Genomic DNA, 20,668 nt, shown 5'->3' with positions numbered 1-20,668 from the left:
GAAAACAGTATCGAAACACGTCGGCAACCTCAACGTGTCGGACTGTCTTCGGTGGACCGGAGCGAGCGGATCGCCCCAGCCTGATCCGCAGTAAACCACAGCACGTGCGCCCGGCGGACCGGAAGGAGACGACCGAAAGTTTCGGTCGAGAACCGGGACTACCGGTCACCCAGAGATCGTCGCGTCGCGCGTCGCCGACACCCGGTCCGACTCAGCGAGTACGCCGGACAGCCAGCGCAGTTGGCGTCGAACGTGCAGCGCCTCGCCGTGTTCGTGACCGTTGAACGGGTAGACGTGCATGGTGCGCCCCGGTGCCGGGCCGTCGTGGGCGGCGCCGTACTGGTTGTACGCGGCGAAACCGGTGCTCGGCGGGCAGACCACGTCGCGCAGCCCGACGCCCATGTGCAGCGGGGCCCGGGCCCGCCGCGCGAAGGTGACCCCGTCGACGTAGGACAGGGTGCGCGCGACCGCCGCCTCCGCCTCCCGGTGCACCGCCAGGTAGGTGACGATCTGGCCGTACGCGCCGACGTCGGTGAGTTCGACGGCCCGCTGCGGGTGGCAGAGGAACGGCGCGGTGGACAGCACGGCGGCCAGGTCCGGCACCAGCCCGGCGACCGCCAGGGCCAGCCCACCGCCCTGGCTGTTGCCGGCGACGACCACCCGGTCCGGGTCGACCCCGGGCAGGGACCGGGCCGCCGCGACGGCGCATACCGCGTCGGTGACCAGTCGCCGGTAGTAGTAGCCCTCGGGCGACAGGATGCCCCGGGTCACCGGTGCCGGCCCGCCGGGCGCGCTGCCGTGCGGGTCGACGGTGTCGCCGACGCCGTACTGCCCGGACTGCCCGCGGGCGTCCATCAGCAGGTGCGCGTAGCCGGCGGCGGACCAGGTCAGCCGCTCGTGCGGCAGGCCCCGGCCGCGCCCGTAGCCGACGTACTCGACGACCACCGGCAGCGGGTCGGGCAGCGCCGACGGGCGGGTGTACCAGGCACGTACCGGGTCACCGGCGAAACCGGCGAAGGTGACGTCGAAGGTGTCGACCAGGCGCAGGTCGGTGGGTTCGGGACGGACGTCGACCAGCACCGGCACGGCCGCCGCCGCCGCCTGGTGCAGCGTGCGCTGCCAGAACTCGTCGAAGTCGGCGGGCTCGGTGACCTCGGGGGCGTACGTACGCAGCTGGTCCAGGGGCAGGTCGAACAGGGGCATGGCTGATCACCACCGGTGGGTCAGGGCCGTCGGGGCGGGTGCGGTGCTCTCCCGGACACCAGCTCGGCACCACGTCGACCCCGGTGGTGGCGCCGACCGCCTCGACCCGGGCCCGGGTCGCCGCGGCGACGTCGGCACGGCCGTTGAGGACCTTGGAGACCGTCGCCGCCGAGACCCCGACCTCCTGGGCGATGGTCGCGATTGTCGTGGCGCCGAGCGCCGAGGGCGAGCGGCTCTCCGTCATCCGCTCCTCGGCAACGGTTCCGAAAGTTTCGGCAAACTCTAGCACGCGCAGCACGATCGCCGCTGACATCGGTCGATGCGCTGCCGGTCGGCACGACGCACCGGCAATCGCTTACCCGCTCGACATCTTAGGGCTGGACAGTGCATTCCCGGCCCTTGACACGGATTCATCGACGCCCTTAGGTTCCCGACACGGTAACGAATCGGTTTCCGAAAATTTCGATGATCGCCGTGCTCCGCGACGGTTGGTGGAACCGCCGGGACGACCTGCCGGGCGCGGCCGGAGGGGTGCGCATGACAAGTCAGCTGCCCGTGGACGATCCGCCGGCGGCACCGGACGACGACCGTTGGCGTGATCCGGCACTGCGGCCCGACGAGCGGGCCGACGCGCTCATCCCGCTGATGTCGCTGGCGGAGAAGGTCGCCCAACTGGTCGGTCTCTGGGTCGGCGCCGACGCCGCCGGCGGAGGCGTGGCCCCACACCAGACCGACATGATGGAGTACACCCCGCCCTGGTCGACGGCGATCCGGCACGGGTTGGGGCAGCTGACCCGGCCGTTCGGGACCGCGCCGGTGGATCCGGTGCAGGGCGCCCGTTCCCTGGCCGCGTCGCAGGCGCAGATCGTGGCGGCCAGCCGGTTCGGCATCCCGGCGCAGGTGCACGAGGAGTGCCTGACCGGCTTCGCCGCCTGGCGGGCCACCGTGCATCCCGCACCGCTGTGCTGGGGCGCTGCCTTCGACCCCGACCTGGTCGAGGAGATGGCCGGCCGGATCGGGCGCTCGATGCGCGCCGCCGGGGTCCACCAGGGGCTGGCGCCGGTGCTGGACGTGACCCGCGACTACCGGTGGGGCCGTACGGAGGAGACCATCGGCGAGGATCCGTACCTGGTCGGCACGGTCGGCGCGGCGTACGTGCGGGGGTTGGAACACGCCGGTGTGGTCGCCACGTTGAAGCACTTCGCGGGCTACTCGGCCACCCGGGGCGGACGGAACCAGGCCCCGGTGTCGATGGGCCGGCGGGAGTTGGCCGACGTGATCCTGCCCCCGTTCGAGATGGCGCTGCGCCTCGGCGGGGCGCGCTCGGTGATGAACTCCTACGCCGAGGTCGACGGGGTGCCGGCGGCCGCCGACGAGGAACTGCTGACCGAGCTGCTGCGCGACCGGTGGGGATTCGACGGGGTGCTGGTCGCCGACTACTACGCCGTCCGGTTCCTGCAACGCCTGCACGGTGTCGCCGCCGACGCCGCCGACGCCGCCCGGCTCGCGCTGCGCGCCGGCATCGACGTGGAACTGCCCACGGTGGACGCCTACGGCCCGCCGCTGGTGGCGGCGGTACGCTCCGGCGCCGTCGACGAGGCGCTGGTCGACCGGGCGCTGCGCCGGGTGCTGGTCCAGAAGATCCAACTGGGGTTGCTGGACGAGGACTGGCGGGCGCTGCCGGCCGACGTCGACGAGCTGTGCCTGGACGACGAGGCCGACCGGGAGGTGGCGCTGCGGCTGGCCCGCCGCTCGGTGATCCTGCTGCGCAACCGCGACGGGCTGCTGCCGTTGCGCACCGGCCGGCGGATCGCACTGGTCGGTCCGGTCGCCGACGACCCGATGGCGATGCTCGGCTGCTACTCGTTCCCGCTGCACATCGGGGTGCGGTATCCGGAGCACGGGGTCGGGGTGCGGATCCCGTCGCTGCACGCGGAGCTGCGGCGGCGCTGTGCCGAGCTGACCAGCGTACCGGGCTGCGCCGTCACCGGCGAGGACACCTCCGGCATCGCCGTGGCGGTCGAGGCGGCAGCCGCCGCCGACGTCTGCGTACTGGCCGTCGGTGACCGGGCGGGCATGTTCGGTCGGGGCACCTCCGGCGAGGGGTGCGACGCGGTCGACCTGCGGCTGCCCGGTGTGCAGGCCGAGCTGGTCCGGGCGGTGCTGGCCACCGGTACGCCGGTGGTGCTGGTGGTGCTCGCCGGTCGCCCGTACGCCCTGGGTCCGGAGGTGGACGACGCCACCGCGATCGTCCAGGCGTTCTTCCCCGGCCAGTTCGGCGGTCAGGCGCTGGCCGAGGTGCTCACCGGTGCGGTGGAGGTGTCCGGGCGGCTGCCGGTCAGCGTGCCCCGCGACGGCGGCGGGCTGCCCCGCACGTACCTCTCCCCCATCCTGGGCCACCGCAGCGAGGTGTCCTCGGTGGACCCCACGCCGGCCTTCCCGTTCGGGCACGGGCTGACGTACACCACCTTCGACTGGACCGACGCCGAGGCGGCCGGCGGTGACGTGGCCGGCGGTGACGTGGCCGGCGGCGAGGCGGCCGGCGGCACCGGTACGCCGGTGGACTGGCCGGTCGACGGCACGGTGCGCGTCGGGGTGACGGTCCGCAACACCGGGCCGCGGGCCGGCACCGAGGTGGTGCAGCTCTACCTGCACGACCCGGTGGCGCAGACCACCCGCCCGGTGGTCCGCCTGGTCGGGTACGCGCGGGTGCCGCTGCCGGCGGGCGCCGCCGCCCGGGTCACCTTCGCGGTACCCGCCGACGTCACCTCGTTCGTCGGCGTACACGGCCGGCGGGTGGTCGAGCCCGGCGCGGTGGAGCTTCGGCTGGGCCGCTCCAGCGACGACTTCGCCGCCCGGCTGGCCCTGACGCTGGTCGGCGACGAGCGGGAGGTCGGTCACCGGCGGGAACTGGTCAGCCGGGCGGACGTGGTGCCGCAGGAGAGGCGGTGAGCGGCCCGGTCCGGGTGGCCCCACCGGCCGCCGAGGACCAGGTGCCGCGCGGGGCACCGGTACCCCCGGCGCCGCCGCGTCCGCCGCGCCGGACCTGGCGCCGGGCGCTGCGGCGCGACTGGCAGCTGTACTCGTTGGCGATCCTGCCGCTGCTGTTCTTCCTGATCTTCCGGTACCTGCCGATGCTCGGCAACGTGATCGCCTTCCGCCGGTTCCAGCCCGGCGGCAACATCTTCGGCGAGTACTGGGTGGGGTTGCGGTACTTCAAGATGTTCCTCGGCGACCCGACGTTCTGGAACGTCTTCACCAACACCCTGGCGCTGGGCGCGTTGACCCTGCTGTTCTGCTTCCCGCTGCCGATCGTGTTGGCGCTGCTGCTCAACGAGGTACGCGCGCGCCGGCTCAAGCGGTTCGTGCAGTCGGTGTCGTACCTGCCGCACTTCCTGTCCATCGTGATCGTGGCGGCGATGGTCATGCAGCTGCTCTCCATGGACGGCACGATCAACCAGCTGGTCCGGGCCGGTGGCGGGGAGGCGATCCCGTTCCTGCAACGTCCGGAGTGGTTCCGCACCATCTACGTCTCCTCGGAGGTCTGGCAGACGGTGGGCTGGGGCACCATCCTCTACCTGGCCGCGCTCACCACCATCGACGACAACCTGTACGAGGCGGCCCGCATCGACGGCGCCAACCGGTGGCGCCAGACCTGGCACGTGACGCTGCCCGGCATCCGGCCGACCATGGTGACGCTGCTGATCCTCAACATCGGCACCTTCATGGCGGTCGGGTTCGAGAAGATCCTGCTGCTCTACAACCCGCTGACGTACCCGACGGCGGACGTCATCTCCACCTACCTGTTCCGGGTCGGTTTCGCGTCCAGCAACTTCAGTTACGCCGCCGCGATCGGCCTGTTCGAGGCGGTGATCGGGTTGATCCTGGTGCTGTCGGCGAACCTGATCGCCCGCCGCACGGTGGGGACGAGCCTGTGGTGAGCATCGAGGCCGAGCCGAGGCCGCGTCCCCGGCGGCGCGGCATCCAGGACACCCGCGGCTACCGGGTCTTCCGCGTCGTCAACGGGATCGTGCTGACCCTGGTGGTGCTGGTGACGCTCTACCCGTTCGTCAACATCGTGGCCCGTTCGATGAGCCACGAGTCGTACCTCATCGCCGGTGAGGTGAACCTGGTGCCGCGCGGGTTCACGCTGGACACCTACCAGCTGCTGATGTCCGACTCGCTGTTCTGGACGAACTACCGCAACACCGTGTTCTACACGGTCACCGCCACGGTCGTCTCGATCGTGCTGACCACCTGCTACGCGTACGTGCTGTCGAAGAAGCAGCTCAAGGGGCGCGGCGCGCTGGTCGGCATCGCGGTCTTCACCATGTTCTTCACCGGCGGGCTGATCCCCAACTACGTGCTGGTCACCAGCCTGGGGTTGAAGAACAGCGTCTGGGCGATCGCCCTGCCGAACGCGATCAACGTGTTCAACCTGCTGGTGATGAAGGCGTTCTTCGAGAGCCTGCCGGGCGATCTGGAGGAGGCCGCGGCGGTGGACGGGCTCAACACGTACGGGATTCTCTGGCGGATCGTGCTGCCGCTGTCGAAGGCCATCGTCGCCACCATGGTGCTCTTCTACGCGGTGGCCTTCTGGAACTCCTGGTTCGCCGCGTTTCTCTACCTGGACCGGCAGGAACTCTGGCCGGTCACCGTCTACCTGCGCAACCTGATCGCCGGGGCCACCGGCGCGGAGAACGTCGGGGCCATCTCGGAGGCCAACGAGGTGCAGGCCGAGGCGACGCTCAAGGCCGTGACCATCGTGCTCACCACCCTGCCCATCCTGCTGGTCTATCCCTTCGTCCAGCGGTACTTCGTCCGCGGCATCATGCTCGGCGCCGTCAAGGGATGACCAGCGTGTCCACCCCCGCACCCACCACCCCCCGAAAGGACCCGCCATGTTCCGCAGATCGTGGCGCCACCTGGCGATGGCCGCAGCCGCCCTGCTGGCCGTCTCCAGCGTCGCCGCCTGTAGCGGTGACTCCGCCGACTCGCAGGACCTGTCGGAGAACCGGGCCGGCGCGATGGCGGACTACGCCGTCGGTACGCAGTTCAAGGCCACCGAGCCGGTCTCCTTCTCCGTCCTCTACAACAACCATCCGAACTATCCGCTCAAGAACGACTGGCTGTTCTGGTCCGAGTTGACGTCCCGGACCAACGTCACGCTGGAGCCGGTGGCGGTGCCGCTGAGCGACTACAACCAGAAGCGCAGCCTGCTCATCGGCGCCGGTGACGCGCCGTTGCTGATCCCGAAGACGTACCCGCCGGACGTGCACGCGTACGTCTCCTCGGGGGCGATCCTGCCGGTCAGCGACTACCTCGACCTGATGCCGAACCTCAAGGACAAGATCGAGAAGTGGAACCTGCAGCCGGAGCTGGACACCCTGCGCCAGGCCGACGGCAAGTTCTACCTCCTGCCCGGCCTGCACGAGAAGCCCTGGCACGAGTACTCGCTGGTGGTCCGCACCGACATCCTCGACGAGCTGAACCTGGCCGTGCCGAAGACCTGGGACGACGTCTACACCATGCTCAAGGCGATGAAGGCGGCGTACCCGGACACCATCCCGTTCTCCGACCGGTACAGCCAGCCCAACCCGGCCGGCAACCTGCTGAACCTGCTGGCCCTGTCGTACGGCCTTCAGGGCGCGGGCTGGAACTTCCAGCACGTGAGCTGGAACGCGAACGCGCAGAGGTTCGAGTACACCGGCGCCACCGAGCAGTACAGGCAGATGTTGCAGTACCTCAACCGGCTGGTCGCGGAGAAGCTGCTCGACCCGGAGAGCTTCACCCAGACCGACGACCTGGCCCGGCAGAAGCTGGCCAACAGCCGGTCCTTCGTGATCAGCGGCAACGCGCAGGCGCTGGTGAACGACTACCGGCCGGACCTGGCGGCGACCAACCCGAAGGCGAAGGTCACCAAGATCCCGCTGCCGGTCGGGCCGGCCGGTGAGATCAACCCGGCCAGCCGGTTGGAGAACGGCATGATGATCTCCTCGAAGGCCCGGGACAGCAAGAACTTCGTGGCCATGATGCAGTTCGTCGACTGGCTCTGGTACTCCGACGCGGGACAGGAGTTCGCCAGGTGGGGGGTCGAGGGGCAGACCTTCGTCAAGGACGGCTCCGGCAAGCACACCCTCGCTCCCGACGTCGACATGATCGGCCTCAACGCCGGAGCGCCCAAGCACCTGCAGAAGGACTTCGGCTTCGCCAACGGGGTGTTCTCCTACGGCGGCAAACCCGAGCTGGTGCAGGCGTTCTTCTCCGCGGAGGAGCAGGAGTTCCAGCAGGTGATGAACGCCCGGCCGCCGAAGTCACCGCCGCCGCCGTACCCGCTCAGTGACGAGGAGCGGGAACAGGTGTCGCTCTGGGAGACCCCGCTGAAGGACCACGTCTACCAGGCCACCCTCCAGTTCGTCCTCGGGCAGCGGGACTTCGCCCAGTGGGACGCCTACGTCGGCGAGCTGAAGGGCAAGAACATGGACTCGTACCTGAGCACCGTCAACGAGGCGTACCAGCGCTACCGCGACCAGAACAACTGACCGGCGGGGCCGGTCCGGTCGTGTCGGCGCGACCGGACCGGCTGCCCGCGTACCCGGAGCGAGGGACGACGATGCGCATCACCGTTGCCGAGCAGCCCTGCGGCGAGTTCCCCGACGCCTGGCGGTACGCCGTCGGCACCGGCCGGTTCGACCTGGCGCTGCGCCGCGACTACCAGGACTCGCTGGCCCTGGTCCAACGCGAGATCGGTTTCCGGCACATCCGCGGTCACGGACTGCTCAGCGACCAGGTCGGCGTGCACCGCCCGTACGAGTACCGGGGTCGACGGCACGTCCGGCACGCCTTCGGCTACGTCGACCAGGTCGTCGACGCGTACCTGGAACTGGGGGTGCGGCCGTTCGTCGAGCTGGGGTTCATGCCGTCGGGGCTGGCCAGCGGCGACCAGACGGTGTTCTGGTGGCAGGGCAACGTCACCCCGCCCCGGTCGCACACCGAGTGGGCGGCACTGGTCCGGGCGGTGGTCGGTCACCTGGTGGACCGGTACGGCCTGGCCGAGGTGCGGGGCTGGCCGATCGAGGTGTGGAACGAGCCGGACCTGACCGACTTCTGGGCGGGCGCGGACGCCGACGCCTACCACCGGCTGTACGAGGTGACCGCGCACGCGGTCAAGGAGGTCGACGCCGGACTACAGGTCGGCGGGCCGGCGCTGTCCCCCGGCGCCGACGACGACTGGCTGCCCCGCTTCGCCGGGTACGTCACCGACCGGTCGGTGCCGATCGACTTCGTCAGCCGGCACGCGTACACCTCCGGCCCGGCGCAGCACGTACCGTTCGGGGTCCACCAGACGCTCGCTCCGGCGGACCGGCTGCTGGCGCAGTTCGCCGCCCCACGCCGGCAGCTCGCCGGCACGCCGCTGGCCGACCTGCCGGTGCACATCACCGAGTTCAACTCCTCGTACCGGCCGGACAACCCGATCCACGACACCGCCCTGCACGCCGCCTACCTGGCCCCCGTGCTGGTCGGCGGCGGTGACCTGGTCGACTCGTTCGCGTACTGGACGTTCAGCGACGTGTTCGAGGAGCAGGGCGTACCGACCACCCCGCTGCACGGCGGCTTCGGCCTGCTCACCCACCGGCAACTGCGCAAACCCACCTTCCACCTGTACGCGTTCCTGAGTCGCCTCGGTGACCGGGTGCTCGCCCGGGGGCCGGACCACCTGGTCACCCGCGACGACACCGGCCGGATCAGCGTGCTGGCCTGGGCGCCGGTCGACGTCACCGACGCCGACCCGGTCGACCGGCACACCGTACGGCTGTCGCTGCCGGTCCCCGGTGCCCGGACCGCGTTCCTGTTGCGGCGCTCGGTCAGCGAGGAGGACGGCAACCTCCGGCGGGCCTGGTGCGAGCTGGGCCGGCCCGCCGCACCCACGCCGCGACAACTCGACCTGCTGCGGGAGGCGACCGAACCGGCCCGCCGGCACGCGTCGCTGCCGGTGCGCGGCGGCCGGGTCGACCTGGACCTGCACCTGTCCCGGCACGAGGTGACGCTGGCCGAGGTGAGCCCGGTGACCGACGAGACGCCGCCCTGGGCCGACGACCGCCGCCTGCTGGGCCTGACGTCGTGAGTGCGGCGACGCGGCACGAGTTCGGGGCCGGACCGCTGTCGCGGGTCGCCGCGCTGGTCTACACGCTGCTCGTCGTCGAACTGCTGCTGCTGGCCTGCGCGGCGCCCGGTCTGGTCGTGCTGTTCGCGCTGGAACGTCACGTCAGCAACCTGCCGCTGGCCGCCGGCTGCGCGGTGCCGCTCGGCCCGGCGCTCTCCGCCGCGCTGTACGCGCTGCACCACCAGCGGCTCGACCTGACCGAGCTGGCTCCGGCGCGGCTGTTCTGGCGCGGCTACCGGGCCAACCTGGTCGGCGCGCTGCTGGTGTGGGTGCCGATGCTGGGCTGGCTGGTCGTGCTCGCGGTCAACCTGGCGAACCTGTCGGCGGCCGGGTTGCCGCGCTGGTGGGCGGTGCCGTTGCTGCTGGTCGCCGTCGGGGTGGCGGCGGTCGGGGCGAACGCGCTGGTGATCACCTCGCTGTTCAGTTTCCGCTGGCGCGACGTGCTCCGGCTCGGCGGCTACTTCGTGCTGCGTACCCCGGTGGTGGCGGTCGGTACCGCCGGGTTGCTGGTCGCGGCGACGGCGCTCGCCGTGGTCACCTCGGAGGCGGCGCCGGCCGCGTTGGCCTCGGTGCTGGCGTTGGCGCTGGTCCGGGGCGCCGAACCGATGATCGCCGTGGTGCGGGCGGAGTTCACCGCGCCGACGGGCGAGGCCCGCTGAGGCACGCCGGGTCAGCGTGGTCGTGCGGCCTCGCGGAGGGCGGCGACGGCGGTCCGTACCGGTGGGGTGTGCGCGACCGCGTCGGGCACGACCACCTGGATCGACCGGATCGGGGTGGGGCGGAGCAGTCGGGCGCTGGTGACGCCGTCGGGTAGCCGGGCGGCGGCGAGCGCGGGCAGCACGGTGGGTCCGATGCCGGCGCCGACGAAGGCGATCGCGGTCGGGTAGTCGTGGGCCTCGACGCCGAAGATCGGGCTGAACCCGGCGGCGGTGCAGGCTTCGATCAGGTTCGTCGGGGTGGCCCTGATCGCCGCCGGTGGATTCACCGGGCACGCCGACCGGCTCGGCGTGGCGCTGGCGGTGCTCTCCGCCGTGCTGTACGCCTTCGGCCTGCTGCTGCAGAAGCTGCTGCTGGCCCGGATGGACGCGGTGCGGATGACCTGGCTGGGTGCGCTGGCCGGCACGGTGGCGCTGCTGCCGTTCGCGCCCACGCTGCTCGCGGAGTTCACCGCCGCACCGGCACCGGCCACCGTGGGGGTGCTCTACCGCGGCGACCTACCTGGTGCCGCCGGTGACCGTACTGCTGTCCTGGGCGCTGCTGGGCGAGGTACCGGCGACGCTCGCCCTGCTCGGCGGCGTGCTCTGCCTCACCGGCGTGGTCCTGGCGACCCGCCGCTGACCCCGACCGTCCGAAGGGGTACCGGGCCGCTGGATGTCCTCCATCGGCCCTGTCGAGCTGAATCGTTTGCGCTATCACACCCGACCTGCCGCCGGACCGCCGGACCTTCGGCCGCGCCCGGTGCCGCCCGACACCTTGCGCCACGCGATCCACCGACGCAATCAGGTCGACAGCGCCCACCCACCACACGCCCAACCGACACGCGATCCACCCAAGCTCTCAGCTCGACAGCGCCCACCCACCACACCCCCAACCGACACGCGATCCACCCAAGCTCTCAGCTCGACAGCGCCCACCCACCACACCCCCAACCGACACGCGATCCACCCAAGCTCTCAGCTCGACAGCGCCCACAGGGCGCTGGGCTCCGCCCGTCGACCACCGAGAGGCCGTGGCCACTCGTCTAGGGTGGGCGCCATGGCGAGTCCCGTCCCCGGCCCTGCCGGCCGTCAGGCCGACGATCCGCTCACCGCGCTGACGCTGGCCGAGCTGCGGCAGCGCACCAGCGTCAAGTGGCGGACGTACGCCCCGGACGTGCTGCCGCTCTGGGTGGCCGAGCAGGACGTGCCGTTGGCGGCGCCGGTGGCCGAGGCGCTGCACCGGGCGATCGACCTCGGGGACACCGGCTACGCGTGCGGCACGGAGTTCGCCGAGGCGGTGGGGAGCTTCGCGGCCCGCCGGTGGGGGTGGCCGGACTTCCGGGTCGCGCACACCACGATCGTGCCCGACGTGATGATGGGCGCGGTCGAGGTGTTGCGGCTGGTCACCGACCCGGGCGACGCGGTGGTGGTCTGCCCCCCGGTGTACTCGCCCTTCTACGCCTTCCTCGCCCACGCCGGCTGGCGGGTGGTCGACGCACCGCTCGGTGCGGACCTGCGGATGGATCCGGCCGTGTTGGAGGACGCGTTCCGGCAGGCCCGTGCGCACGGCCGGCGGCCGGCGTTCCTGCTCTGCAACCCGCACAACCCGACCGGGGTGGTGCACCGCCGGGACGAACTGGCGGTCCTCGCGGAGCTGGCCGACCGGTACGGGGTGCGGGTGGTCTCCGACGAGATCCACGCGCCACTGGTGCTGCCCGGCGCGCAGTTCACCCCGTACCTGACGGTGCCCGGTGCCGAGAACGCGTTCGCGTTGACCTCCGCGTCGAAGGCGTGGAACCTCGCCGGCCTGAAGGCCGCCCTCGTGGTGGCCGGGCCACGGGCCGCCGACGACCTGCGGCGGATGCCGGAGGAGGTCAGTCACGGCCCCAGTCACCTGGGCGTGATCGCGCACACCGCCGCGTTCCGCGCCGGTGAGCAGTGGCTCGACCTGCTGCTCACCGGCCTCGACGCCAACCGCGCCCGGCTGGGCGAGCTGCTGGCCGAGCAGCTGCCCGAGATCACCTACCACCGGCCGGAGGGCACCTTCCTGGCCTGGCTGGACTGCACCCGGCTGGGGGTGCCCACCGAGCAGCCGGACGGCGAGCCGGGGCTGGCCAGCGACCTCGACGGGCCGGCGAAGATGTTCCTCGATCGGGGTCGGGTGGCGTTCAGTTCCGGGCACGTGTTCGGTCCCGGCGGCACCGGCTTCGTCCGGCTGAACCTGGCCACCACACCGGAGATCCTCACCGAGGCGGTCACCCGGATGAGCCGAGCCGTCCAGGCCCACCGCCGGTCGGCCTGAACCACCCCGCGGCGGCCACGCTCAGTGCAGCGGTCGGCCCTGCGCGTCGGGTACCCCGGACTTGCGGTGGAAGTAGGCGTTGACCTGGTCGCACCACTCCCGCGCGCAGCGCAGCTGCTCGGCGAGACGCTCGGTGACCCGGGCGTGCAGGGCCGGGTCGACCAGCCCGGCGAGCCGCTCCCACCGCCGGCACATCGCCGCCACCTCCGCCACCCCGTCGAAGTGGGTGTCGTAGATGTGCTGCGCGACGGTACGACCGGAGTGCAGTACGTGGTGGTAGGGGACGTGGTGAAAGAAGAGCAGCAGCTCGTCGGGGCACCGGTCGAGTGACTCGTACACCTCCGACCAGGGCGACGGGTACTGGCCGGTGAACCCGGTGCCGGTGGCGCGGGTGCGGTCCACGCCGACGCCGTCGCGGTCGGCGAAGTGGTAGGTGCCCCAGGCGGTGTACTCGTAGCCGTCGACGTCGGGGCCGTAGTGGTGGCCGGGGCGGACCATGAAGCCCACGCCCAACGGGGCGGTGTACCGCTCGTAGGTGCGCCAGGAGTCGTCCATGATCTCGTGCAGGGTGCGGCGCAGCAGCTGCGGGTCGGCGCTGCGCGCCGGGTCGAAGGTCAGGTCGATCCACTCGTCCAGCAGGGCCGACGGGTCCAGCCGAGGATCCCAGGCGAGCCGGCCGAAGGCGTACAGGTTGGCCTGGGCCAGCGGGTGTCCGGTCCAGAACGGGTCGTCGCCCACGTTGGACACGGCGACCAGTCCCCCGCCGTCGGCCGCCACGTCTGCGACGGTGCGCCCGTCGGCACCCCAGGGGGCGAACCGCAGGATCTCGCTCCACCAGGGCGCCAGGTGGCAGACGTGCTTCTGCTGGCCGGTGTACTCCTGGGTGACCTGCAACTCCACGGCCAGCCGGGTGCCGGGCATCGCGGCGACGACCGGGGAGACCGGCTCCCGGGTCTGGAAGTCCACCGGCCCGTGTTTGACCTGCACGATCACGTTGTCCCGGAACCGGCCGTCGAGCGGGGCGAAGTGGTCGTACGCGGCGCGCGCCCGGTCGGTGCGCCGGTCCCGCCAGTCCTGCCGGTGGTTGTAGACGAAGGCCCGCCAGTGCACCACGCCGCCCTCCGGCGCGAGGGCGTCGGCCAGCAGGTTCGCCCCGTCGGCGTGGTCGCGGCCGTAGCTGAACGGCCCCGGTTGGCCCTCCGAGTCGGCCTTGACCAGGTACCCGCCGAAGTCGGGCAGCCGGGCGTAGACCCGGCGGGTGGTCTGCGCCCACCAGTGGCGTACCGCCGGGTCGTGCGGGTCGGCGGTGGGCAGGCCGCCGAGGACGACCGGCGCGGCGAAGGTGACCGCCAGGTGCACCCGGATGCCGTACGGGCGCAGCAGGTCGGCGAGGTCGGCGACGTCGTCGAGCCGGTCGGTGAGCAGCCGCGCCTCGGTGGCGTGCACGTTGACGTTGTTCACCGACACGGCGTTGATCCCGCAGGCGGCCAGCAGCCGGGCGTACGCGGTGATCCGGGACCGGCCGGCGGCGGGTGCGCCGTCCCGCCAGAAGATCGACCCGCCGGAGTAGCCGCGTTCGACCTGCCCCATCACCGGGTGCACGTCGACGTTGTCCCAGTGGTCGAGCATCCGCCGCGCCATGGCGGGCCGGAACACCCGCGGCGGGCCGAACGCCGCCGCGCTGTCGGGCGCCGCAGCACCGCTGAACGCCGCCGCACCGCTGAACGCCGTCTCGCCGAGGCGGACCAGGTGGAACAGCCCGTACAGCAGCCCGGCCGGGGCGTCGGCCAGCAGCACGGTCGCCGCGCCGTGCCGGGCGACGACGTACCCCTCGGGACCGAGTGCTCCCAACGCGGCCAGGTCGACGCCCGGCCCGGCGGCCGGCGGTCGGCGGCCCGGCAGGGTGGCGGTCAGCGCGAGCACCAGGTCGGCCGGCGCCTGGTCGGGAGTTTCGGTGGTGCGGCGGAGCGTGCCGCCGTGGCGGGCGGCGGCGCGCTGCACCTCGGCGGCCACGGTGTCGACCAGCAGGCCGGTGCCGGAGACCAGGGTGTGCCGGCTGCCGATGGCCCGCCACACCTCCGGCGGCAGCCAGGCACGATGCACGTCGGTCGATTCGATATCGGTCATCGGCGGTCCTGGCGAAGCCGGCGCATGCGCAGATAGTAGTGACCTCTATGGATACGTCAAGGTACTTCCGGAAGCTCCGGCCGCCGTTTGGTGCGCCCCTGCACGGGTACACCCGGCATCCGTGGCGAGAAGGGGGTCGGCGAGGTGGACGACGACGAGTTCATCGAGTCCGTGGCGAGCCTTACCGGAGGGTCGGCCGAGCAGGCCACGGCCATCGCGCGGGCCACGCTGACCACCCTGGCCGAGCGGATCGACGGCGGGCAGGCCCGGGACCTCGCGGATCAACTGCCCGAAGGGCTGCGGGCGTACACGTTCGCCCCACACGAGGACGCGGAGAGCTTCGGGCTCGACGTGTTCGTGCAGCGGGTCGGCGGGCGGGCCGACGTCGACCCGGAGGCGGCGCAGGCGGGCATCCGGGCCGTGATGGACACGATCCGCGCGGCGGTGGCCGCCGCTGAGTACGACGACGTGATCGCGCACCTGCCGGCGGAGCTGTGGCAGGTGGCCGACCCGGTGCCGCCGTACGACGGGTGAGCCGGGCCGACTCAGGCGTCGGCCACCGCGGGTTCCAGGTAGACCGGCAGGTGGTCACCGGCCTGGGCGACGAACATGGCCACCTCGTACGCCATGTCGCCGACCTCGGCCTCGCCGTCGATGCCGACGGTGAGGATCGCCCCGTTGCCGGTGGTGGCGTGGAACAGGAACGCCCGGGACATGTGTACGACCACCTGGTGCAGTTCGCCCTCGCCGCAGACCTGGGCGGCGGCCATGCCGAGCGCCTGTAGGCCGCAGACCATGGCGGAGAGCTGCTCGGCGAGTTCGTCGTCGATGCCCCGGGACGCGCCGAGCATGATGCCGTCCGGTGAGAGCACCACCGCGAACTGCGCCCCCGGCACCCGGTCGACCAGGTTGTCCAACGCACGGCCCAGGTTGTCGGCGATCAGGGCAGGGGTCATAAGGGGCTGTCCTTCCTACGGCGGAACCGGTGACGACCGGCGGTCGGGGGCAGGCACGGCCGGAGGGCGGCCCGGTCGTGGCGGGCCGACCTCGCGGCGAGCAGCCCCGGAGGTGGTGCCCCCCGCGGACTCCTCCGTTCGGACCAGAGATCACTCCGGCGTTCCGAGTCGCGCCGTCGGCCGAGCCCGGCCCCCGGTCCCCCTAACGTACGATGGCGGACCCGGTTCGGATCAGCCGGGGCGGGTGCCGGATTCGTCCCCGATGCTCCCACTGTCCGCCGTCGGGCGCGACCCCGTCAGGCCGACCGGGTCAACGCACGCAGCCCCACCAGGCCCGGCACGTCGACCCGGCCGAGTTCCGCGCCGCCGGCCGGGTCGTGCCAGCTCACCGCCGCGTCCCGGCCGACGTACAGCCGGCTGCCGTCGGGGCTGATCAGCAGCCCGTTGACCGGCTCCCCGGCGGTCAACTCGATGCCGCCGCCGAGGTCGGCGAGGTCGACGCCGAAGGCGGTGCTGCCGGTGGCGACGTAGAGCCGCCTACCGTCGGTGACCGCGTGCGCCGACCCGGACCCGCTGGTGATCTTGGCCACCCGGGTGACGGTCAGCTGTTCGGTGTCGACCTCCGCGACGACACCCGAGGTGATGTCGACGACGTACAGCCGGGCACCGTCCGGGGTGACCGCCATCGCGTGCCCCTCGGCCGGGCCGTGCCCGAACGGCGCCGGCAGGTCCACGCAGTACGCCCACCGCTCCCCCAGGTGCAGGGTGTGCACGAAGGCGTGCACGTCGCTGCCCGGCCGCCCGCTGATCCGGTCCCGGGTGTGCTCGTGCTCCGGCTGGTGGGTGTAGAGCGTGTAAAGCAGGGTGCGGTTCGGGGCGTACACCGCCTGCCGTCCGTCGCCACGCATCTCCTCCTCCGCACCGGCGGGGATCGCCTGCTTGAGTCGGGTGGTCAGCGGCCCCGGCTCGCCGGTGGCCAGGTCGACCACCCGCACCCGGTAGCGGTCCGGTGCCCGGGGCGGCAGCCACTCCAGCACGAACAGTCCGCTGTGGTCGGGAGTGAACGCCTCCGGCACGAAGTTGCCCGGCAGTCGCAGTTGCCGCCGCGGCCCACCGGTGTCGGCGATCAGCACCGGCGTGACGTCCCGCCCGACGGGGCGTTCCTTGGTGACGCTCACCGCCTCACCGGTCAACGCCACCCGCGTACCGTCGCCGGAGACGGTCTGCGGCACCCACCGGCCCGGCAGCCGTACCCGGGGCGAGGCACCCCCGGTGGCGGCGTCGACGCGCCACAGGTCGGTGCCGGCGTCGCCGGGCGCCGCCGCGAGGATGATGTTGCCGTCCGCGCTGGCGACCGCCGACGGGATGGGCTGCCGCTCACCGCCGCGCAGCAGGCCGAGCCCGCCGTCGAACTCCACCAGCAGCGGATCCGGCAGCAGCCCGGCCGGGCCGGACGCCGCCGGGCGCCGGGCCGGATCGCAACCGGCCAGCGCCGCCGCACCGACGCCGCCGAGGGCGGCCAGCAGGGTACGGCGGGTGATCGTCGTCTTCGCCATCATGACCGGATGACACCGCCGACACCGGCGCGGTTCCGTCGAAGAACCATGGAACCTGGACGGCGCGGCCGGTGTCAGTAGGGGTGATCCCACCGGAGGTAACACTGGACGACGCGGAGTTCGTCAGCCGGGCACAGGCCGGCGACCTGGAGGCGTACGAACTCCTCGTCGCCCGGCACACCGCGTCCGCGTACCGGACCGCGGTGCTGCTCGGCGCCGGTTCGGACGCGGAGGACGTCATCCAGGAGGCGTTCGTGAAGGGCTACCGGAAGTTGTCCCGCTACCGCGGCGACTCGTCGTTCCGGTCCTGGCTGCTCGCGATCGTCGCCAACGAGACCCGCAACCTGCACCGCTCCCGCGACCGCCGCACGGGTCTGGTGCTGCGCGCCGCCCAGCTGAGCCCCCGCGCCGAGGCCGCCGAGGACGACGCCGCCGGCACCCTGCTCGCCGGGGAACGCCGCGCCGCGCTCCTGCACGCCCTGCGGCAACTCCCCGAACGCGACCGTGAGGTGATCGTCTGCCGGTACTTCCTCGACCTCACCGAGGACGAGACGGTCGCCATGCTCGGCTGGGCCCGGGGCACCGTCAAGTCGCGTACCTCCCGGGCCCTGACGAAACTGCGTGGCCTGCTCGACGTCGAGGAGGTCCGGCATGGCTGACCTTGAGCGGGAGCTACGCGAACTGTCCGGCTGGCTGGACACCCCCGACCCGCCGGACGTGACCGCCCAGGTCCGCGCCCGCCTGACCGCCGCCACCCGCACCGCCGCCACCCGACCCGCCAGCTCCGCGCGGCGCGCCCCGGCCGCCGCCGGTCGGCGTCGGCGACGCCTGCGGTACGCGCTGGCCGCCGCGCTCGCCGCGCTGCTGGTGACGCTGCTGCCCCCCGGCCGGGCGGCGCTCGCCGACGCGGTCACCGGGCTGCTGCGCTTCGCCGGCATCACCATCAGCACCACCGGCGACCCGACACCCCCCGGCGACTCACCGTCCCCGCTACCCGCGCAACGCCCGACCGGACTGGCCGAGGCGCAACGCCTCGTCCGCTTCCCGATCCGGGTACCGACCGCGCTCGGCCCACCCGAGCAGGTACTGGTCGCCGACCCCGACGGCACCGGCAGCCACCGGGTGGCCACCCTGCTCTACCGAGCCGGTGAGGTACGCCTGGACGCCTTCGACGGACAACTCGACGGCGTCTTCTTCAAGCAGGCCGGCGGCCCCGGAGCCCAGTGGACCGAGGTCGACGGGCAGCCGGCGGTCTGGCTCGGCGGCCCCCACCCGGTGACGTACGTGGACCGCACCGGCGTCGTACGCGAGGAGAGCGCCCGCCTGGCGGCCGCCACCCTGGTCTGGGAGCAGGACGGCGTCACCTACCGCCTCGAAGGCCCCTTCACCGTGTCCGAAGCCGTCGAGATCGCCGCCACGCTGGAGTGACCCGCCCTGTTACCTGGGCGACCAGACGACCAGCCCACCGACGTCGGGTTGTCGCTGACGGCGGCCGGTGATGCGGATCTGCTGCCGGCCGCCGGAGGCACGCCGTCCTGGGCCTGCGTCGACGCCCCCGGTTCACTGGTCGAGGAGGCCACCGACCACCGGGCGATCAGCCGGGCGACCATCGGCGCGGTGCTCGTCCTCGGTGCCGTACACCCTCACCGCGTGGGCGACTGGTGTCGCGGTCGGCCCCGGCGCCGACCGGCCCGGTGGGCTTCCGGCTCAGGTCGGCCGGGGCGGCGCCGTCGGTGGGGCGGCGGGTCAGCACCCGTGGACCGGACGCGGTGACGGCAACGGTGTGTTCCGAGTGGGCGGTACGGGAACCGTCGGCGGAGCGGATCGTCCAACCGTCCTCGTCGTACCTGATCTTGTCGGTGGAGTGGCAGAGCCACGGTTCGATGGCGATGGTGAGGCCGGGATCGAGCCGCAGGCCACGGCGGGGACGACCACTGTTGGGCACGTGCGGTGCCTCGTGCATGGTGCGGCCGATGCCGTGGCCGCCGAACTCGGCGTTGACCCGGTAGCCGTACGACTGGGCGACCTCGCCGATCGCGGCGGAGACGTCACCGAGCCGTCCGCCCGGCTGGGCGGCGGAGATGGCGGCCTCCAGCGCCGCCTCGGTGGCCTCGATCAGGGTCAGGTCGGCCGGGTCCGGGTCGCCGACGACGACGGAGAGCGCGGAGTCGGCGACCCAACCGTCGATGCCGACCGCCATGTCGATGCTGAGCAGGTCACCGTCGCGCAGCACGTAGTCGTGCGGCAGGCCGTGCAGCACCGCGTCGTTCACCGACAGGCACAGCATATTGCGGAACGGGCCGCGGCCGAACGACGGGGCATAGTCCCAGTAGCAGGACTCGGCGCCACGTTCGGCGATCCGGCGGCGGGCGTGGTGTTCGAGGTCCATCAGGTTGACACCGACCTCGGCGACACCGCTCAGCTCGGCGAGCAGCTCGCCGACGAACCGGCCGGTCACCGCCATCCGGTCGATCTCCTCGTCGGTCTTCAGCTCGATCACGACAGCCTCCCCCTCCATGGCGGTATTTTTATACCACGTCAGGATGGGGCCGCCACGGCGGGCGGGTATCCTGCTCGCATGGTCCGCCAGCCACTCACCGCCGAACAGATCGCCGCAGGCCAGCGTCTCGGAGCCGCCCTCCGGGCCGCCCGGGCTGGGCGCAGCCTCGTCGAGGTGGCCCTGGCGGCCGGCATCTCCCCCGAGACCCTGCGCAAGATCGAGGCAGGTCGCCTGCCCGCACCGGCGTTCGGCACCGTGGTCGGCCTCAGCCAGGCCCTCGACGTCCCCCTCAGCGACCTGGCCGACGTCTGGCTGGCCGACCTTCCCGCCCGCCAGGCATCCTGACCGACAGCCAGAACGTCAGCTCCCGCCGCCGAGCGGCAGAGCCGCCGAGCGGCAGATCGGGCCGCCGAGCGGCAGATCGGGCCGACCCTCCAGGACCGCCCTCACCTCGTCCCTGGTCGCCGCCACGCATCCGCGGTCGCCCCACGCATCCCTGGTCGCCGCCACGCATGTCTGAAGATCGCGGTCCGCACTCGTGACACCCCGGCTGCCGCACGAAGCGGCTACCCCGATCAAGCGCGCCGCTGGCGTGCCCGGGGACGTCCCGACGTCCCCTTCAGGACGCTGATTTCAGGGTGAAATAATTATTTCACCCTGAAATCACGCCACCCACGGTACCCACTTCCGGGCAGGCGATTCCCGGGCCGGCGGTGGATCAACTGTTCCGCGAACGCGCGGGCGAGCCCACGAGCGGTGTTTGGCTGCGGTGATCACAATGGACACATGACGGGTACGGCGCGACAGATCGACCGGCGGCGCGCGGAACGACCGGCGGCGCGCGAGACGGCGCTGGACTGCGACGATCGCGCTGACAGTCCTGGTCACGGTCACGGGATGCGCCGACGGGGCACCGGCGGAGCTTGCGCTGCGGGCGGCACCGGTACCGGCCGAGGTGCGCGGGCTCGGAGCGGCGGTGCTGGCGGTACCCGTGACCGACGGCCGCCGCAGCGACCTGACCGGGCTGCTCGCCGTGCCCCGGTTCGGCGACGACATCACCGGCCGGGCGCCCTCCCGGCGGCACGCCGGGGTCGCCTTCGGTGATCCCCGTTTCCCGACCATCGCCGAAGGGCTGGCGGAGGACCCCCGGGACGCCCTGCTC

Annotated in this window: 17 protein-coding genes and 1 pseudogene; 11 read left to right on the top strand and 7 right to left on the bottom strand. The window is 72.4% G+C overall.

Annotated features, from left to right (window positions below; translation table 11 throughout):
• Nucleotides 1–165: 165 nt before the first annotated feature.
• Both D2L64_RS00250 and D2L64_RS00245 read right to left on the bottom strand, forming a co-directional pair.
• A complete protein-coding gene (locus D2L64_RS00250; RefSeq protein ID WP_119572401.1) occupies nucleotides 166–1,203 on the bottom strand; it encodes an acetylxylan esterase in 1,038 nt (345 codons plus the stop codon).
• A gap of 145 nt (nucleotides 1,204–1,348) precedes the next feature.
• Nucleotides 1,349–1,447 (bottom strand): annotated as a pseudogene (locus tag D2L64_RS00245) (hypothetical protein); the annotation flags it as partial.
• 293 nt (nucleotides 1,448–1,740) lie between these two features.
• Here D2L64_RS00245 and D2L64_RS00240 point away from each other — a divergent pair.
• The 6 genes from D2L64_RS00240 (at nucleotide 1,741) to D2L64_RS00215 (ending at nucleotide 10,026) form a co-directional block, all read left to right on the top strand.
• Nucleotides 1,741–4,155, top strand: a complete 2,415-nt coding sequence (locus D2L64_RS00240; RefSeq protein WP_119572790.1) for a beta-xylosidase/alpha-l-arabinosidase — start codon at nucleotides 1,741–1,743, stop codon at nucleotides 4,153–4,155.
• Nucleotides 4,152–5,144 carry an ABC transporter permease gene (locus D2L64_RS00235; protein WP_233558676.1) on the top strand — a complete coding sequence of 331 codons (993 nt, stop codon included), beginning with the start codon at nucleotides 4,152–4,154 and terminating at the stop codon, nucleotides 5,142–5,144. The genes D2L64_RS00240 and D2L64_RS00235 overlap by 4 nt, the downstream gene beginning before the upstream one ends.
• Nucleotides 5,141–6,058 (top strand): carbohydrate ABC transporter permease, encoded by a 918-nt coding sequence (locus D2L64_RS00230; protein WP_119572788.1) that lies wholly within the window; start codon nucleotides 5,141–5,143, stop codon nucleotides 6,056–6,058. Before D2L64_RS00235 ends, D2L64_RS00230 begins: the two co-directional genes overlap by 4 nt.
• A 46-nt stretch (nucleotides 6,059–6,104) precedes the next feature.
• Complete coding sequence (locus D2L64_RS00225) at nucleotides 6,105–7,745, top strand: ABC transporter substrate-binding protein (RefSeq protein ID WP_119572400.1); 1,641 nt, start codon at nucleotides 6,105–6,107, stop codon at nucleotides 7,743–7,745.
• A gap of 71 nt (nucleotides 7,746–7,816) precedes the next feature.
• Entirely contained in the window at nucleotides 7,817–9,328 is a 1,512-nt protein-coding gene (locus D2L64_RS00220; protein WP_119572399.1) for a GH39 family glycosyl hydrolase, read from the top strand.
• Nucleotides 9,325–10,026 (top strand): YesL family protein, encoded by a 702-nt coding sequence (locus D2L64_RS00215; protein ID WP_119572398.1) that lies wholly within the window; start codon nucleotides 9,325–9,327, stop codon nucleotides 10,024–10,026. The genes D2L64_RS00220 and D2L64_RS00215 overlap by 4 nt, the downstream gene beginning before the upstream one ends.
• Nucleotides 10,027–10,037: 11 nt before the next feature.
• Here D2L64_RS00215 and D2L64_RS00210 read toward each other — a convergent pair whose 3' ends face one another.
• Nucleotides 10,038–10,535, bottom strand: a complete 498-nt coding sequence (locus D2L64_RS00210; protein ID WP_233558675.1) for a LysR substrate-binding domain-containing protein — start codon at nucleotides 10,533–10,535, stop codon at nucleotides 10,038–10,040.
• A gap of 587 nt (nucleotides 10,536–11,122) precedes the next feature.
• Here D2L64_RS00210 and D2L64_RS00205 point away from each other — a divergent pair.
• Nucleotides 11,123–12,367, top strand: a complete 1,245-nt coding sequence (locus tag D2L64_RS00205; RefSeq protein ID WP_119572787.1) for a MalY/PatB family protein — start codon at nucleotides 11,123–11,125, stop codon at nucleotides 12,365–12,367.
• 21 nt (nucleotides 12,368–12,388) lie between these two features.
• Here the strand turns inward: D2L64_RS00205 and D2L64_RS00200 are convergent, their stop codons facing one another.
• Nucleotides 12,389–14,494: an alpha-glucuronidase gene (locus tag D2L64_RS00200; protein WP_119572396.1), complete on the bottom strand. Its 2,106-nt coding sequence runs from the start codon at nucleotides 14,492–14,494 to the stop codon at nucleotides 12,389–12,391.
• A gap of 144 nt (nucleotides 14,495–14,638) precedes the next feature.
• On the opposite strand from D2L64_RS00200, the gene D2L64_RS00195 reads away from it, so the two are divergent.
• Complete coding sequence (locus D2L64_RS00195; protein WP_119572786.1) at nucleotides 14,639–15,028, top strand: DUF2267 domain-containing protein; 390 nt, start codon at nucleotides 14,639–14,641, stop codon at nucleotides 15,026–15,028.
• An 11-nt stretch (nucleotides 15,029–15,039) separates the two neighbouring features.
• On the opposite strand, the gene D2L64_RS00190 is transcribed toward D2L64_RS00195, so the two are convergent.
• Both D2L64_RS00190 and D2L64_RS00185 read right to left on the bottom strand, forming a co-directional pair.
• Nucleotides 15,040–15,450, bottom strand: a complete 411-nt coding sequence (locus D2L64_RS00190) for a roadblock/LC7 domain-containing protein (protein ID WP_119572395.1) — start codon at nucleotides 15,448–15,450, stop codon at nucleotides 15,040–15,042.
• Nucleotides 15,451–15,746: 296 nt separating this feature from the next.
• Nucleotides 15,747–17,009 (bottom strand): YncE family protein, encoded by a 1,263-nt coding sequence (locus D2L64_RS00185; RefSeq protein WP_233558674.1) that lies wholly within the window; start codon nucleotides 17,007–17,009, stop codon nucleotides 15,747–15,749.
• Nucleotides 17,010–17,077: 68 nt separating this feature from the next.
• On the opposite strand from D2L64_RS00185, the gene D2L64_RS00180 reads away from it, so the two are divergent.
• Together D2L64_RS00180 and D2L64_RS28200 are read left to right on the top strand one after the other, a co-directional pair.
• Complete coding sequence (locus tag D2L64_RS00180; RefSeq protein WP_233558673.1) at nucleotides 17,078–17,665, top strand: RNA polymerase sigma factor; 588 nt, start codon at nucleotides 17,078–17,080, stop codon at nucleotides 17,663–17,665.
• On the top strand, nucleotides 17,658–18,434 hold the full coding sequence (locus D2L64_RS28200; RefSeq protein WP_119572393.1) for a hypothetical protein: 777 nt from the start codon (nucleotides 17,658–17,660) through the stop codon (nucleotides 18,432–18,434). Before D2L64_RS00180 ends, D2L64_RS28200 begins: the two co-directional genes overlap by 8 nt.
• A gap of 166 nt (nucleotides 18,435–18,600) precedes the next feature.
• On the opposite strand, the gene map is transcribed toward D2L64_RS28200, so the two are convergent.
• Nucleotides 18,601–19,506 carry a type I methionyl aminopeptidase gene (gene map, locus D2L64_RS00170; protein ID WP_199714369.1) on the bottom strand — a complete coding sequence of 302 codons (906 nt, stop codon included), beginning with the start codon at nucleotides 19,504–19,506 and terminating at the stop codon, nucleotides 18,601–18,603.
• A 78-nt stretch (nucleotides 19,507–19,584) separates the two neighbouring features.
• On the opposite strand from map, the gene D2L64_RS00165 reads away from it, so the two are divergent.
• Nucleotides 19,585–19,851 (top strand): helix-turn-helix domain-containing protein, encoded by a 267-nt coding sequence (locus tag D2L64_RS00165; RefSeq protein WP_119572784.1) that lies wholly within the window; start codon nucleotides 19,585–19,587, stop codon nucleotides 19,849–19,851.
• The last annotated feature ends 817 nt before the right edge of the window (nucleotides 19,852–20,668 follow it).

The sequence above is a fragment of the Micromonospora radicis genome (assembly GCF_003583405.1).
Taxonomy (GTDB): domain Bacteria; phylum Actinomycetota; class Actinomycetes; order Mycobacteriales; family Micromonosporaceae; genus Micromonospora; species Micromonospora radicis.
This window is presented reverse-complemented; position numbering and strand designations above follow the sequence as displayed.

Bases quoted from the DNA above. Each gene is read 5' to 3' on its own strand.
- D2L64_RS00250 (WP_119572401.1), bottom strand. From the start codon at position 1,203: ATGCCCCTGTTCGACCTGCCCCTGGACCAGCTGCGTACGTACGCCCCC.
- D2L64_RS00240 (WP_119572790.1), top strand. From the start codon at position 1,741: ATGACAAGTCAGCTGCCCGTGGACGATCCGCCGGCGGCACCGGACGAC.
- D2L64_RS00225 (WP_119572400.1), top strand. From the start codon at position 6,105: ATGTTCCGCAGATCGTGGCGCCACCTGGCGATGGCCGCAGCCGCCCTG.
- D2L64_RS00220 (WP_119572399.1), top strand. From the start codon at position 7,817: ATGCGCATCACCGTTGCCGAGCAGCCCTGCGGCGAGTTCCCCGACGCC.
- D2L64_RS00205 (WP_119572787.1), top strand. From the start codon at position 11,123: ATGGCGAGTCCCGTCCCCGGCCCTGCCGGCCGTCAGGCCGACGATCCG.
- D2L64_RS00200 (WP_119572396.1), bottom strand. From the start codon at position 14,494: ATGACCGATATCGAATCGACCGACGTGCATCGTGCCTGGCTGCCGCCG.
- D2L64_RS00190 (WP_119572395.1), bottom strand. From the start codon at position 15,450: ATGACCCCTGCCCTGATCGCCGACAACCTGGGCCGTGCGTTGGACAAC.
- D2L64_RS00185 (WP_233558674.1), bottom strand. From the start codon at position 17,009: ATGATGGCGAAGACGACGATCACCCGCCGTACCCTGCTGGCCGCCCTC.
- D2L64_RS28200 (WP_119572393.1), top strand. From the start codon at position 17,658: ATGGCTGACCTTGAGCGGGAGCTACGCGAACTGTCCGGCTGGCTGGAC.
- D2L64_RS00165 (WP_119572784.1), top strand. From the start codon at position 19,585: ATGGTCCGCCAGCCACTCACCGCCGAACAGATCGCCGCAGGCCAGCGT.